Raw genomic sequence first — 15,371 nt, 5'->3', positions numbered from 1 at the left:
GGGATAGCAAAAAATAGCCGGATAAATAAAAAAGAAGGGTGTCGCGTTTGACTTTGTTGCGTGGTTTTCTTGCATTCATTGCAGTACTACTGATTGTTCTGGCTGGTCTTGTGCTGTTAATGATAGACACTGAGCCGCAAGTCCGTTCCAACGCTTCTGAGCAAATGAATGAAGCTGATACCGTTAAAAAACTGCTTACGCAGATTGAAGAAAGTATTCGCGACCGGCACGACGAACATACGATTACCGTTTCGGAAACACAATTCGATAGTCTGGTGGGTTTTGTTCAGCGGGCAAGTGCCAGCTTTCGCGGTAAAGTCAATGTTTCAGCGTCTAATACGCTTTTTGAGGCGAGCGTAGCGGTGCCGATATTCGGTCGCGATTGGTATTTGAATGTGGAATCCGTCGTGCTACCAGGGAATAAATTAGACATTGATTATGTCAGCATCGGCAGTTTAAAAATTCCCGGCAGTATGGCGGTTGGGCTGGTCGAGCTGGGTGTAAATTGGTGGACAAAAAGTGATATTGCTTCTTTGGCCCGTAAGCAAATCAATTCTGTGACAATGAGTGAGCAGGTGCTCGCCGTTCAACTTAAACCGATGGATGGCCTGCTAAAACAACTCAATGAAGTAAAAAATGGGTTGAGTGTGGATCAGGATGATGAATTACGTGATCTCACCGCCTATTATCTGCGCTACATATCCTGGCAGCAAATGGCGTTAAGTGAAGATCGCCAACGGTTGCTTGATTATCTTCGTGTGCTAATGACGCGGGTGCAACAGCGAAGCACGCCCGAAACCGCAGTGTTACATAATAAAGCCGCAATTTTTGGTCTGGCAATATTTGTTGGTCACCATCGTCTCGCCAATATTGTGGGCGACGTTCAGCCCAACGCAGATAAAGCATTAAAGCCTGCGGCACCGGCGCTGTTAAAAGATCGCGAAGACTTAGCCAAGCATTTTATTATTTCAGCGGCGTTGCAGTTGCATAGTGAACAGGCGCTAACCTTTGCTATCGGCGAGTTTAAAGAATTAATGGATCGCTCAATGGACGGCAGTGGTTACAGCTTCGTCGATCTTACGGCTGATATGGCCGGTGTGGAACTAGCTCGTGCTGCGAGTAATCCGGAATTTGCCCGGGAGCTTCAGCAGCAGCTAATAAATGCTGAAGATGAGTCGCTTATCATGCCCGACATCGATGGATTAGTAGAAGGGCTGAGTAAGGCGCAGTTTGAATTGCGGTTTGATAAAGTAGACAGCGAGGCATATTTGCAGGAAGTGGCGAAAATTCGTTCGCGTCTGCAGGAAATGCCTCTCTATCAGCATTGACCTTATTTTGCCATGATGTGGGCTCACTCCGCGCCCGAAGGGAGATAGTATCAGGCTTTGCCAACAGTAGCTTGAAATTGATGTAGCGTTGTCAGGATCTGCTCCAGCTTTTTCACCAATTCAGGTAATGCTACTTTGGCGTTGTCATCGTCCAGGGTCTTAAGGTCTTCCCAGTCGCTAACAATTTCTTGCACATAAGGACTAAAGCGTTTTGATTCGGTACGAAAACCGCTGTCTTTGGTAAAAATGGTCTTGAATTTACCCTGCTGCGCCTGTTGTAAGCGGTCCAATGCTTCGTCAGCATCAATAGCTTTGCGATATAATGTTTGTATGGTTTCCTGTAACTGTGCGTGAATAGCCTGCATATTTCCTCGAAAAAAACTAAAGATAGATAAAGTATGGTCGATAATTCGGTGAGGTGGGCAATTCTGCCCACTTTTTAACTGTGCGACAAGTAACATAGGAAACTGGTATGGATCTACAAGGTGCTAACGCCTCTGGAACGTCCGGTGCGACGCTTGAATTGGCTTCTCTGAAGCTGGCAAAAAGTCAGCAAAAGCAAGAGGGTCAGGCGACGCTTCAGCTGCTGGAATCGGCCGCTGACGTACCAAAATCTTCACCATCTCATAATCCTGCTGTAGGCGCCAACGTCGATACCTACGCGTGATTAAGGATGTAAACGTAAGTCGATAGGCGTTTTGCCAGGCTGTCCACCTATTTCTCTGACGAGTTTAGGAACCAGATATCCTGGCTGACGCTTTATCACTTGCGCCATCAGCGACCTTGCTTTGTCCTCTGTTACGTCAAAATGCGCTGCCCCCTGTACTTTGTCGAGTACGTGCAAATAGTAGGGCATTACGCCGGCTGCAAAAAGCGCTTCGTGCAGTGCTACCAGTGCATCTGCTTCATCGTTCACTCCTGCTAGCAACACCGCTTGATTTAATAATGTGACGCCTGCCTGCTGCAACTGCCTGAGTTTGCGCTTAAGCGGTTCGCTAATTTCATTGGCATGATTGGCGTGTATCACCATTACCGGTTGTAAACGGCTCTGGGTAAACCAGTCCATAAATGCGCTGTCCAACCGACTAGGAAGCACAACAGGCAAGCGGGTGTGAATACGCAGCCGCTTTACATGGGATATGTCGCTGATTTTTCCGGCAAGCCACCGCAAGTGTTCATCCTTGGCCATCAGTGGATCGCCGCCGGAAAATATCACCTCATCAATAGCAGGATCACTGGCAATATAATCAAGGGTTGGCTGCCACTGATCTTTACTGACGGCGTTGTCAGCATAGGGGAAATGACGCCGAAAGCAGTAGCGGCAATTTACTGCACAGCCACCACGAACAATCAGCAACACACGGCTATCGTACTTGTGCAGCAAGCCTTTGCCTGCGGTGTCATGTTCTTCTAACGGATCCTGAAAATACCCTGGCTGTACAATAAATTCGTCAGTCATTGGCATTATCTGACGCAGCAAGGGATCTTGCCAGTTACCCTTTTCCATTAAATCGACAAAATGACGCGGCACCCGCATGGGGAAAAGCTGTCTGGCTTTGCCATGTTTGGCATACGTTTGCTCGTCCAAATTCAGATACTTAAGCAAGGTAACCGGGTCAGTAAAGCTTTTTGCTAACTCTTTTTGCCAGTTATGCTCTACAGATACGGGTTTTTTAGGTATTATTTGCGCCACTTCTTTTTTCACACCTTTTGTTTTGGCAGAGGAATTATGGCTTTTTACAGCACAAACGAATTTAAAGGCGGCCTGAAGATCATGATGGACGGCGAGCCTTGTAACATTCTCGAAAACGAGTACGTAAAACCTGGCAAAGGGCAGGCATTTAACCGGGTTAAAATCCGTAAACTGATTTCTGGCAAAGTGCTGGAAAAAACCTTCCGCTCTGGCGAGACCGTTGAAGGCGCAGACGTGATGGATACCGAACTGGCCTATCTCTACACAGATGGCGAATTCTACCACTTTATGAACAATGAAACATTCGAACAGATAGCCGCTGACGAAAAAGCGGTTGGTGAGAATGTGAAGTGGCTGGTAGAAAACGACTTATGCACTATTACGTTGTGGAATGGTACGCCAATTACTGTTACTCCTCCTAATTTCGTAGAACTGGAAATTACTGAAACCGATCCGGGATTAAAAGGAGATACTGCAGGAACTGGCGGCAAACCCGCGACATTGAGCACAGGTGCGGTAGTACGCGTTCCTTTATTTGTGCAAACCGGTGAAGTTATTCGCGTGGACACACGCTCTGGCGAATACGCGTCCCGCGCGCAGAAGTAACCGAAATGACAAACGGTGGAACGGTTTCACCGTTTGTTTTATTAATTAACTAATCCCAATTGGGAATAGTCCGCGCCGCTCATACCGGTCTTTTTGCGCCTGGTATCGTTGCGCTTTGTAGCGACAACCCGCTATGACATACGAAATCCCGCTTTGCACAAAAATCTCGTCAACGAGCCAACATCAGTTTAATAAGAATCAATAATCCTATTTTAACGCAGTGACTATATTTAATGTTTACACAACACTTCTTTTCCCGGGTTTGGGTTAGCTAAATGTTTTCTGACTGGCACCCTACAGCCCCTCAATCACATCGCCACGCCCGTGCGCAATTACTTAAAACATTGCGACAGTTTTTTGAAGATAGGAACGTACTGGAAGTCGACACGCCGCTGCTTTCCCACGGTACGGTAACCGATGTTCATTTAAGCGCTTTTTCCTGCGACTTTCGTCATAGTCACACCGGGCAGGCGGAACGGTTGTATCTGCAAACGTCTCCTGAATATGCGATGAAACGGTTGCTTTGTGCGCAAAGCGGCGCAATTTATCAGATTTGCAAAGCGTTTCGCCATGAAGGGGCAGGGCGCTGGCATAATCCCGAATTTACTATGCTGGAATGGTATCGACCAAACTTCAACCATCATGCGTTAATGAAAGAAGTGGATGAACTGTTACAGATAACGCTTGCCACTGAGCCTGCCGATACCTTCACTTACCAACACTTGTTTGATGTCGTGGTTAATCTGGACCCCTTAGTTGCCACTGAGCACGAACTTGAGCAGGCAATGGTGAAGTTTGGAATTGATGTGACTGACACCGCAGCTTTAGGACGTGATGATAAGTTACAGCTTTTGTTTAGCGGGGTTATTGAACCTGCAATCGGCTCGGAACGTCCGTGCTTTGTTCATGGTTTTCCGGCAAGCCAGGCAGCCTTGGCCCGCCTTAATCCCCAGGACCCGCGCATTGCCGACAGGTTTGAAGTGTATTTTAAAGGGGCAGAACTGGCTAACGGTTTTTATGAACTGGCAAATGCGGATGAACAGCGTAAACGTTTTGAAAACGATAACAGGCTACGGCTCGCCTTGGGTTTAGATAGTTTACCCGTCGATGAACATTTTTTACATGCGCTGGAACATGGGCTGCCAGATTGCGCTGGCGTCGCATTAGGTATCGACCGATTACTCATGTTAAAAACTGGCGCCACCCACATTCAGGAAGTACTTAACTTCCCCATCAGCCGCGCCTGACTACAGCTATCTTCACTCAGTTTAACAATAAAGATTTGTGTGGTTCGACAGAATTGGCACTTCTTACGACCAATCGCCACTAAGGTGATTGTCGGAGCGATAAAAATGTTATAACGTAACAGTACAATGTTACTTTATAACATGGACAAAAGGCCGATGTTTAAATATTCCTTAATTACTCTTACCATTTTCTCGCTATTTTCAGGCGCTGCTGCTGCAGCTACTATTTCCGGTAAAGTCACTGACGATGACGGCAATCCCATTGCGGGAGCTGAAGTAAAAATTGAAGGCTCGCGGCGGGTGGCGCTGACAGATGAAAACGGAATGTACCGTTTCAACGATATTAATCAAGCCGACGTTCATATGCATGTTGCATCCAATCGCTACTTGCATGGCGATAAGGAGCTGGGCAGTGTGACGGGGGATAAAACAGTAAATTTTAATCTCACACGCTCCTCAGTCGAAAACATTACTGTTACCGCTACGGCCATGCAGTCGTCTGTATTAGAGTCGGTAACACCTGTGTCAGTCATTACTGCAGAAGAGCTAAGAAAAAATCAGGCGCCGACGCTTGGCGAAACCCTTAGCAGCACTCCGGGTGTACACAGCACTTATTTTGGGCCGGTCTCCAGCAGCCCTATAATCCGCGGCAACGCTGGCCCAAGGGTCAAAATTGTGCAAAATGGGCTGGATGTTTCTGATGTATCTCGCGTGGGCCCGGATCACAACGTGGCAGCAAGTTCTTCAAGCGCCACGCAAATAGAAGTACTTCGTGGACCTGCAACATTGCAGTATGGTAGTGGAGCCATCGGTGGAGTGGTAAACGTAGTAGACAAACGCATTCCCCAAACCATGCCTTTAGCAATGGAAGGAGAAGCTGAAGTGCGTTATTCCACTGCCGATAATGGCAAGTTCGGAAAAGTGGATATTACCCATGGTGTCGGTGATTTTGCCTATCATTTCGATGGCTATAAGCGTAAAACCGAAAACGTTGATATACCTGGCTATGCATCTATAGCGCCTGACGGCGATGAACCTTACGGCGTGCTACAAAACAGCGCAATGGATACCACAGATTTCACTGCTGGGTTAAGCTACATTCAGGATGAGGGCTACATTGGTTTTGCAGTTGAGAAGCTGGATAATCTTTACGGCGTGCCAGGGCATTCCCATGAACATCATCATGACGAAGAAGAGGAAGAGCTAACCGCTGAGGCTGAAGCAGGCACCCGTCTTGATGTAGATATGACTCGTTATCAGACAATGGGCGAATGGCATTCCCCAGTTAAAGGAATTACCAACGTTAAGTTTGCCGCTGCCTATACCGATTACAGCCACGCTGAACTTGAAGAAGGGGAAATTGGCACCGTCTTCAACAATGAAGGCACCAATGTGCGCATTTCGGCTGATCACGCTGATATTAATGGCTGGCATGGCGTCGTCGGTATAGAGGCTACCAACAGCGATTACGAAGCCATTGGTGAAGAAGCATTTACACCGGCAACTGAAACCACAAGCTACGCGTTATATTTGATTGAGCAAAAGAAAATAGACAACATCACGTTAGAATTAGGCGGTCGGGTAGAGCGCACTGAGTTTGATGTGCAGGACATCGCTTTAGAATTTGAAGTGGATGAACAGGATCATGAGCACGAGGAAGAGCTGCATACCTATAGTTTTGCAGGCTATGACTTTACCAGTACGTCGATGTCGGCAGGTATAAACTGGGAGTATCTTCGCGGGCAGTCTATGGCTGTCACTTTATCGCGTAGTGAACGCGCGCCAAGCCAGCAGGAATTATTTTCCGGTGGCCAGCATTTGGCGACGCAAACTTACGAACTGGGACTGGTTTACGATTTAGATGCCGATGGACACATCGAAGAAGGCCTAAAATCGGTAGAAAAAGAAGTGAGTACCAACTTGGATCTAACCTTCCGTAAATTTACCGGCGACTGGGGCTACACCGTGTCGTTCTTCTATAATCAGGCCGATGACTATATTTATCAGAATGCTACCGGACTGACTGCACTTGGTGCAGAACATGAAGAAGGTGAGCACGCTGAAGAAGAAGGGTTACCGGTATTTTATTTTCAACAGGCCGATGCTGACATATACGGCATGGAAGCAGAAGCCTATGTAGACTTCTCTTCTTCATGGCGATTGGAAGTTTACGGCGACATGATACGTGCCAAGCTGAACAATGAAGATTTACCCCGTATTCCGCCTATGCGAATAGGTACAACGCTTAGCTACGTGGGTCAGCAGCTAAGCGGCGAGGTTGGTGTTCAATGGAATGACGAACAGGACGAAATCGCGCCCTATGAAACATTCACTGACAGCTACACCTTATTAAACGCCAATATACAGTATGAGACTCCGACTAACGGCTTAAACTGGATCTTGTTTGCCAACGCCGATAACCTGACTGACGAAGAGGCGCGCTTACATACCTCTTTCCTCAAAGACAAAGCACCGTTACCGGGGCGCAACTTCACTATAGGTGTGCGCACGGTTTTCTAAGCTAAAATTGCTGGTTCAACTTCTGTTTCCGCTGCGGATTGCGGATGAAGTTGAACTGGCTTCCTTGTTATACTGCCTGTTAGGTTTTTGCAACAAACAGGCAGGAGGCAAGTTTGATATCCATCCGGCAATACAAAGGTCGGCAAGCTAGTGCTGATGCGGTTCAGAGCCACGCGGGTAAACAATACGGCATAGCTTTGCTTCATACATCCTGCTACCAAGCTTTTTTCTGTGCTATTACTTGTAGCCGGTACCAATTTTCCTGCGCTGTTGAGGTAAATACACTAACGCTTGCGCCTTCTGACAACTCAGTGGCAGATACCTCATGGAGCTCGTAACTTCCCGTTTGCGGCTTAGATTGCCGCGCCATCAGGACGCTGCCTGGCTTTACACGTTAAATCAGGACCCTCTATGGCTGCGTTTTATCGGTAACCGCGGTGTGCATTCCTTACTAGACGCGCAACGATACGTTGATCATTGCTGCGGCCATTTTGATAACTGGGGTTATGGTTTATTGAGCGTTGAGCTACGCATGACGGGGCAACCCATTGGCATGTGTGGTTTGATCAATAGGCAGCTGTTTCGCTGCCCGGATCTTGGTTTTGCCTATTTACCCTCAGGTCGAGGAAGAGGTTACGCTCACGAAGCTGCTTCTGCCGTCATTAAGTATGCTCATTCTGCCCTTCAGTTTGATTTTTTGACGGCTATGACCCATTTGGAAAACTTTGATTCACAAAAATTGCTGCTTAAATTAGGCTACAAACGTCAGGGCAAACTGTTTTTAAAGGGCGTACCGGCACAGAAATTCTACTGGCTGAATTTACTCCGTAACGATATCGCTTAATCTTTCTAATCCAGGGAATAACTACGCTTCACCAAATTTCGCGCTTACACAGGGGGTAAAATGGTGGCCTTTTTCAGCACAATAGGTTCAATTGGAAAATTCGGCTCGCCCAGTGCAACCTGATACTCTGTCTCGACTTCCATCATTTTATCGACAATTTCTGAACCTTCTACAATCATACCAAAGACAGCGTAGCCCCAATTTTTTCCCGGATCCAGACTTGGATTGTCGTTGACGTTAAAGAAAAACTGACGGGTGGCGGAGTGAGGTTCATTCTGGCGCGCCATAGCAATGGTATATAATTCGTTTTTCATTCCATTACCTGATTCATTAAATATTTCAGGGTAGCTGGGTTTCTCTTCAAGATCAGTATTATAGCCGCCGCCTTGAACCACAAAACCTGGAACGGTACGATGGAAAACAGTATCGTCGTAGCCGTGTTTGTCTACGTAGCGCAAAAAGTTGTTCGTCGTCAGCGGTGCCCGGCGGCGATCCAGCTCAACCACGATATCACCCATTGTGGTTTCCATTTTCACTCTGGGGTAGTAATTATCCGGTTGGATCTGCGAGCCATCATCTTTGTCTTTGGCAGTGACAGTTGAGGTGATCAGCACCAGCGCGAGTAACAGAGTTCGTAACATAGATTCTTCCTTAACGTTTTGCTGCACTTAAAATAACGAATTTTTTATCACTTGCAAGCACCTTCACACCACCATACAAGCGCTTCAGTTTATTGTGATAATCCAGGTGTCGATTAGCCACAACAATTAAGTGTCCGCCACTCGCCAGCATTGCTTTTGCATCCGAAAACATTTGCCATGCAATATGATCGGTAATGACGTTTTGCTGGTGGAACGGAGGGTTACACACTACCTTTGTGACTGCAGAATGGCGCGGATGTTCCAATAAGCTTTCCAGGCAGTTACTGGCGATAAACTCACACTGGTTATATTGCGCCGGAAAGTTGTGCAACACGTTTTCTTTTGCCGATTCCAGCGCCATATAAGATTCATCGACAAAGGTAACATGCGCTTGTGGCGCTATTGACAGCGCATTCAATCCCAGCGCGCCGTTGCCGCAACCTAAATCAATAATTGAATCCTGATTATCCACCTGCATATGCTCAATCATCAAACGCGCACCAATATCCAGCGATTGTCTGGAAAAGACATTGGCGTGATTACTTACTTGCACTATTTGGCCTGTCTTACAACGCATGTCCCACTTAGACGGATAAGGTGAGGTAACAGGTTGAGAAAGCGCTGCGGCGTCAATGTCACAAAACAGCAAGCGAGATTTTTTTTTGGCTAATGATGTGTTGGTGGGGCCAAGATATTTTTCAAACAGCTGTTGTACCGAGCGCGTAATACTTTTAATTTTTGCTGCGGCAATTATTCTGGTAGAGGATTTGACCACCGAGCGTAATGCAATTAGCTGTTGTTCCAGTAGCGCCAACGTGCGGGGAATTTTAATCAATATGACATCAGGGTCAGCTGGCAAAGGCGCAAGGCTGGTAAGTAGATGAACGCCGCTATCCTTAAGTTCATTTGCTTCGAGGTTTTGCTTTAGCGAGCGATGGGCGATTAAAGAATCGGACACCCAATAGGGGGCGTGGTGAGCGAACCAGCAGCCAAGCGCGCCGAAGTCATCATTGAATATGATATATTTGCCTATATCTGGATGTGTAGTATCGGCGGATAAATGCTCAATAAGCAATTCGTCGGCACTATCCCAGGCCTGAAGACTTTTATGCTGATGTTCAACGGGATAGCGAATTAGCGTAAGACGCCGATTCAGCAAAGAAAATTCTGTATTCATAATATTTTTTTGTGACCAAGTGGAGCATGCATGCAGTTAAATCTTTTTTTGCCGCAGGCAGATACAGCGTCGCAACCCACGTTTCTACCGCTTCCCGATGCTGAGGTTGCATATTATTCTAACTGGATAAAAGCGAGCGAAGCTGATCAGTTGCGGCAGCAATTGGAAGCCGAGCTACCTTGGCGACAGGATACCATTAAATTGTTCGGCAAAGCGGTAAAAATTCCGCGTTTGCAGTCCTGGCACGGCGAAGAAAGCTGCGTTTATACTTACTCTGGGCTTACGATGCGTCCTCACCCATGGCACCCGGTATTGTTGATGCTTAAAAAGCGCTGCAGCAAAGTCACGCATACGCCATTTAACAGTGCGTTGGCAAATTGGTATCGGCACGGTCAAGACAGCATGGGAATGCATGCCGACGATGAGCCTGAGCTGGGTACAGAACCGACCATTGCTTCGGTAAGCCTGGGCCACGCCCGGCCATTTATTTTTAAACATCGCTATAGCGGCGAGAAATACGTAAAGTTGCTGGAGCATGGCAGTTTGTTAATTATGGCTGGTAAAACTCAACAGTATTACACACACGGTATCGCTAAGACGGCCAAACCGATAGATGGTAGAATTAACCTGACTTTTCGTTACATCAACTCCCGCGAGGCAGAGAAATAAAATGCAAGTAAAAGCCTTTATCGAACAACAGCTCAATGACAATCTTTCACCTGATTTTCTGGAAGTGCAGGACGAGAGTCATATGCACAATGTGCCGCCCGGTGCACAAAGTCATTTTAAAGTTACAATTGTCAGCAACGATTTTGCCTCAGACCGCTTAATAGGTCGTCACCGAAAAGTGAATGCGCTGCTTGCAGAGGCATTAGCAGGACCGGTGCATGCTCTTGCTTTACATACCTTTACGCCCGCAGAGTGGGAAAAAAGAGGCGGCGGTGTTGCCGCATCACCGAACTGTTTAGGGGGCAGCAAAAGCGCTCCGTAAGCTACTTGTACTAAGCCACAACAAGGTGGATTAATAATTAAAGTAAATTTAGTGAAGATAACGCGCCAAACGCCAGTGCAGTCACAGGTAAAGATAGCAGCGTTGTTACTGCAATGATACTTGCCGCCAAGCGATAATCACCGCCCAGGTTGCGCGCCATTACGTAGCTTGCCGCGGCGGTGGGAGCTATCGTCATTAACAGTACTATTCCTAAATTCATGCCACGAAATCCGGCCCAGTAACTTAGCAGTACCAGTAGAAGCGGGTAGAGTATGCACTTACTCACTGTGCTGACGCCGATGTTGTACCAATCGGTGCTAAAAGAGCGAAATTGCAGCGAAGCGCCAGTGCATATTAGCGCTAACGGAAGAGTAAGCTGCGCGAAATATTTACCGGTGGCGAGCAATGTAATTGGCAGTTGAATTTGAAAGAAAGAGACGAAAAGTGCCAATGCAATGGAGATGATTAAAGGATTGGTGGCAACTCCTACAATATGCTGACTCACAGACCGTTTGGCATCTAAATAAAAGTTAAGTACAAAAACAGAGAGAACATTATACAAAATGGTGGTGAAACCTAGATAAACAGAAGCAGCCGCTAAGCCTTCATCACCATAAGTGTTAGCACAATAAGCGAGCCCGATGATCCCCATATTGGCGCGAAAGCCGCCTTGCACCACCACGCCGCGTGCGTTGGCAGGCGTGACAGTAAAATGGGAAAACAGCGTTAGTGCTGCAAAAAATATTATGGTACCAAAGAGACCGACAAGAATAAGAACCGGATTGGCCGCCTGAGAAAAATCTGCCTGACTGATGGAAATAAAAAGAAGGGCAGGCAGCGCCACATTGAACACCAGCTTAGATCCCGCTTCTATAAATCCTTCATTCAAAATTTTCCAGCGGTAAAGCGCGTAACCCATGAGCAAAAGAATCAGTACCGGGACAAGCGTGGTGGTAATAAATGTGAACATCTAAATGTGAACCTTAAGTACTTATCCATGAATGTCAAAACAACAGTTTACCAAATATCGAATTCGGCTAAGACTCCGGTTACCGATAAAACACTATGTTTGGTCGGCAGTGGGGAGCCGTTGTAATTCCTTTGTTAAACAGCGTACCAGCGGCTTAACACCTCTGGCGTTCAACGTGGTTATTTCGCCGTTAAGCGCCTCTCAACAGCAACGAAGACTTACTGTAAAATAGGACAGTACTTTTTGAACGTTTCCGGCCTCTGCGGCAAATTTCCCTTAAACACATTGAAACTGTAGCGACATGCTACAACCCTTTTCTATTTTCCAAAACAGGGTCACAGGCATGGCGTAATTGCCAAAGCTTGGGGTGAATTTGGCAGCGAAACCATGGCGGAAGAGCAGCATTTACTTTATCAGAAAATTAAGGCAGTAGCAGATTATGACGACAAATCCCCTGGAGCAGATTTCTCACCGCCATCGTTTCTGGTGCATTGTGATAATGGCTATGGGTACATTTATTTTGGGCATTACCGAGTTTGCTACTATGCCGATGTTGCCCTTGATTGCCTCCAGTTTCAATGCAACACCTGCTGAGGCGGGAAACGTGATAAGTGCATATGCCATCGGAGTGGTTGTTGGCGCACCGCTTTTAATGCTGACAACCACCAAAATGAATCGTCGAACCGCTCTCATGCTGTTCGCATTTTTGATGTTTGCCGCCAATTCTCTAAGCTCAAACGCTGCAAGCTTAATGCAGTTAACCTTTTTTCGTTTTCTTAGCGGGCTTCCACATGGTGCCTATTTTGGAACGGCTTTTCTATTGGCTGCGGATATGGCCCCGAAAGGGAAGCGGGCAAATTATATGTCACGGGTCTTTTTTGGTTTGACCTTTGCCACAATCTGCGGCGTGCCGCTGGTGACATTAATCGGTCAATACTCAAGCTGGCGATTGTGTATGCTGGCGGTAGGGGTGATGGCACTTGTTACCGTGATGCTGCTTTATCTGGTGTTGCCCAGCAGCCCCGTGACTAAACCTTCAAACATGATGAACGAGCTTGGCGTACTTAAAAATAAGCTGGTTTGGTCTATTCTGGGGATCTGTATTATTGGCTTTGGCGGTGTCTTCTGTATTTATACCTATTTAGCCGATACTATTTTAACGGTGACCAATGCTCCGGAGATTTCAATTTCTATTGCCATGGTATTATTTGGTGTGGGTACAACCACAGGCAACTGGATTTGCGGGAAATACGCCGACCAATCTCCCGTAAATACGTCGGGGATTGCGTTGATCGCGAGCATCCTGGTGTCGCTGTGCTTTGTCTACGCCGCTTACGAGTTGTGGACTTTATATCTGGCCGTTTTTTGTTTGGGGTGCAGCGTAGGTTTGGCTGCTGTCATCCAGTCGATGCTGTTTGATGCCTCTCCCGACGGACACTCCATGATTGGTGCTCTCGTTCAATGCGGGTTCAATACTGCTAACGCCATCGGACCATGGGCGGGTGGTTTAATGTTAGCAACTGGCGCTGCACCTAACTACACCGGTTATGTTGCGGCAATGCTATTTTCTGGCGGCTTTTTAATGTGGCTGGTGAGCAGCGTCCAAATAAAACGCCGTCTGCAACCTTCACTCTGCTAACCGGCTTTTGTCCTTAGTTTCATTTACTAATCCTTAAAAAGCGGTGATTTGTTGTCGCTTTCTATTCCTACCAGTTCTTATTTTCATACTAATCACCAGATTCTTCAGCCGCTTAGTGCCGGCCACCCGTTTACACCCTTGAAAAGTTGTAAGTTAACAATATAATAAGCAACACTTACTATATAGGTGGCTTATGAGCGAACTACATCGCGAAAATCCAGGCTTTCTATTGGGTGACATTATCCGGCGCATGCGCGGCGTCTTCAATCAACGTTTGGAAGGCACGGATTTGACCTTGGCCCAAGCCAAATCGCTGCTGCATATTTCTCGTAATCAGGGAGTTAAACAGCGGGAGCTCGCTGATGCCCTGGATATTCAACCCATGACACTGGCTAAACAATTGGACCAGCTTGCGGAACGTGGGCTGATTGTGCGTAACCCTGATCCTAATGATCGCCGTGTGCATCTGATCAATCTAACTGATGCTGCTCAACCAGTCCTGGCCAATATTCAGACCGTCATCATGCAACTGCGCAAGGATATGACGCAGGATCTGACAGAAGCAGAAATTGCCGAGTTTAACCGCGCCCTTGTTCTCATCCGTGAGCGTTTACTTACCTTATAAATTCTGATTTGGAGTCGTTATGTCAGAACAACGTGTTGCTACAGAAACTGTGACCGAAGCCAAACCGAAAAAGCGCCGAACGCGTTTGTTGTTGATGGTAGTGGTGCCAACCCTGGCATTGCTCGTTGGTATAGCAATTTACTTGCACAGTGGTCGTATTGTGGAAACAGATAATGCTTACGTTAAGGCGGATAAGGTACGTATCAGTCCGGAGGTCACTGGCATTATCAGCGCCGTTGAGGTTTCAGAAAACCAACACGTTAATCAGGGCGACGTGCTGTTTCAGATTGATCCACAGCCCTTTAAAGTGGCAGTGGCAAAAGCGTCTGCGAATCTGGCGCAGGTGAAGACCGATTTGGCGGCATTGAAAGCTTCTTACTTTGAGAAGAAAGCAGAACTGGCACTGGCTGAAAGCCGTTACGCCTTTGCGCAATCAGAAGAAAGACGTCAGACAGACCTGCTAGCTAAAAATTATATATCAGGTTCGCAGTTTGATGCTACCAAACAGAACTCCGATGTCGCGCGTCTGCAGATTCAGGCTGTGAGAGAAGACTTAAAAAGAATTGAAGAATCTCTTGGTGGTCGTCTTGATTCGCCTGTTGAACAACATCCTAATTATATGGCGGCAAAAGCGGAACTGGAAAGTCGTGAACTGGATTTACGCCGCACCACGGTTGTGGCTCCACAGACAGGAATTGTGCATTCCATCCCGTTAAAAGGGCAGTACTTGCCGGTAGGCACAACGGCCATGGCTTTGGTTGTAGATGACAATTTGTGGATTGAAGCTAATTATACAGAAACCAGTCTTACCTATGTGCAGCCAGGCCAGCAGGTGCAAGTATTTGTCGATACCTATCCCGGTGTTGAATGGCTGGGTGTTGTGGAAAGCGTCAGTCCAGCGACTAGCGCAGAATTTTCAATTCTGCCAGCCCAAAACGCCACCGGAAACTGGGTGAAAATTGCGCAGAGGGTGCCCGTAAGGATTCGGCTTGAGCCTAATGCAAATGCGCCTAAACTCCGCGCAGGCCTAAGTGTTATTACCGAAATTGACACCGGCCATCAACGTAGCCTCATGGGAATTACGCTGTAA

16 protein-coding genes are annotated in these 15,371 nt (G+C 47.0%); 11 read left to right on the top strand and 5 right to left on the bottom strand.

Annotated elements, in window-relative coordinates; genetic code table 11:
* Window positions 1–47: 47 nt before the first annotated feature.
* Complete coding sequence (locus CA267_RS06075; protein WP_075608315.1) at window positions 48–1,328, top strand: hypothetical protein; 1,281 nt, start codon at window positions 48–50, stop codon at window positions 1,326–1,328.
* Window positions 1,329–1,378: 50 nt separating this feature from the next.
* On the opposite strand, the gene CA267_RS06070 is transcribed toward CA267_RS06075, so the two are convergent.
* A complete protein-coding gene (locus CA267_RS06070) occupies window positions 1,379–1,693 on the bottom strand; it encodes a hypothetical protein (protein WP_075608316.1) in 315 nt (104 codons plus the stop codon).
* 107 nt (window positions 1,694–1,800) lie between these two features.
* Between CA267_RS06070 and CA267_RS06065 the strand changes: the two genes are divergently transcribed.
* Window positions 1,801–1,995, top strand: coding sequence for a hypothetical protein (locus CA267_RS06065; RefSeq protein WP_075608317.1), 195 nt, complete (start codon window positions 1,801–1,803; stop codon window positions 1,993–1,995).
* Here CA267_RS06065 and epmB read toward each other — a convergent pair whose 3' ends face one another.
* Window positions 1,996–3,021: an EF-P beta-lysylation protein EpmB gene (epmB, locus tag CA267_RS06060; RefSeq protein WP_075609973.1), complete on the bottom strand. Its 1,026-nt coding sequence runs from the start codon at window positions 3,019–3,021 to the stop codon at window positions 1,996–1,998. It abuts the gene before it with no gap.
* Between the two features lie 36 nt (window positions 3,022–3,057).
* Here epmB and efp point away from each other — a divergent pair, with 36 nt between their 5' ends.
* From efp to CA267_RS06040, 4 genes are all read left to right on the top strand, one after another.
* Entirely contained in the window at window positions 3,058–3,627 is a 570-nt protein-coding gene (gene efp / locus CA267_RS06055) for an elongation factor P (protein ID WP_075608318.1), read from the top strand.
* A 275-nt stretch (window positions 3,628–3,902) separates the two neighbouring features.
* Window positions 3,903–4,874, top strand: coding sequence for an elongation factor P--(R)-beta-lysine ligase (gene epmA, locus CA267_RS06050; protein ID WP_075608319.1), 972 nt, complete (start codon window positions 3,903–3,905; stop codon window positions 4,872–4,874).
* 156 nt (window positions 4,875–5,030) lie between these two features.
* Entirely contained in the window at window positions 5,031–7,394 is a 2,364-nt protein-coding gene (locus tag CA267_RS06045) for a TonB-dependent receptor (RefSeq protein WP_075608320.1), read from the top strand.
* A 325-nt stretch (window positions 7,395–7,719) separates the two neighbouring features.
* A complete protein-coding gene (locus CA267_RS06040; RefSeq protein ID WP_075608321.1) occupies window positions 7,720–8,238 on the top strand; it encodes a GNAT family N-acetyltransferase in 519 nt (172 codons plus the stop codon).
* A 44-nt stretch (window positions 8,239–8,282) separates the two neighbouring features.
* Here the strand turns inward: CA267_RS06040 and CA267_RS06035 are convergent, their stop codons facing one another.
* Entirely contained in the window at window positions 8,283–8,879 is a 597-nt protein-coding gene (locus CA267_RS06035; protein WP_075608322.1) for a peptidylprolyl isomerase, read from the bottom strand.
* 10 nt (window positions 8,880–8,889) lie between these two features.
* A complete protein-coding gene (locus tag CA267_RS06030) occupies window positions 8,890–10,056 on the bottom strand; it encodes a methyltransferase (RefSeq protein WP_075608323.1) in 1,167 nt (388 codons plus the stop codon).
* Between the two features lie 30 nt (window positions 10,057–10,086).
* Here CA267_RS06030 and CA267_RS06025 point away from each other — a divergent pair, with 30 nt between their 5' ends.
* Window positions 10,087–10,725, top strand: a complete 639-nt coding sequence (locus CA267_RS06025; RefSeq protein WP_075608324.1) for an alpha-ketoglutarate-dependent dioxygenase AlkB family protein — start codon at window positions 10,087–10,089, stop codon at window positions 10,723–10,725.
* 1 nt (window position 10,726) lies between these two features.
* On the top strand, window positions 10,727–11,047 hold the full coding sequence (locus tag CA267_RS06020; RefSeq protein WP_075608325.1) for a BolA family protein: 321 nt from the start codon (window positions 10,727–10,729) through the stop codon (window positions 11,045–11,047).
* Window positions 11,048–11,084: 37 nt separating this feature from the next.
* On the opposite strand, the gene CA267_RS06015 is transcribed toward CA267_RS06020, so the two are convergent.
* A complete protein-coding gene (locus CA267_RS06015; protein ID WP_075608326.1) occupies window positions 11,085–12,017 on the bottom strand; it encodes an AEC family transporter in 933 nt (310 codons plus the stop codon).
* Between the two features lie 439 nt (window positions 12,018–12,456).
* Here CA267_RS06015 and CA267_RS06010 point away from each other — a divergent pair, with 439 nt between their 5' ends.
* The 3 genes from CA267_RS06010 to CA267_RS06000 all read left to right on the top strand — a co-directional run bounded on the left by CA267_RS06010 (window position 12,457) and on the right by CA267_RS06000 (window position 15,371).
* A complete protein-coding gene (locus tag CA267_RS06010; RefSeq protein ID WP_075608327.1) occupies window positions 12,457–13,656 on the top strand; it encodes an MFS transporter in 1,200 nt (399 codons plus the stop codon).
* A gap of 193 nt (window positions 13,657–13,849) precedes the next feature.
* A complete protein-coding gene (locus CA267_RS06005) occupies window positions 13,850–14,281 on the top strand; it encodes a MarR family winged helix-turn-helix transcriptional regulator (protein WP_075608328.1) in 432 nt (143 codons plus the stop codon).
* A gap of 19 nt (window positions 14,282–14,300) precedes the next feature.
* Window positions 14,301–15,371, top strand: a complete 1,071-nt coding sequence (locus CA267_RS06000; RefSeq protein ID WP_075608329.1) for an HlyD family secretion protein — start codon at window positions 14,301–14,303, stop codon at window positions 15,369–15,371.

The sequence above is a fragment of the Alteromonas pelagimontana genome (genome assembly GCF_002499975.2).
In the GTDB taxonomy this organism is placed as follows: Bacteria; Pseudomonadota; Gammaproteobacteria; order Enterobacterales; family Alteromonadaceae; genus Alteromonas; species Alteromonas pelagimontana.
Note: the sequence above shows the minus strand (reverse complement) of the source record. Positions and strands in the feature narration are given on the sequence as shown.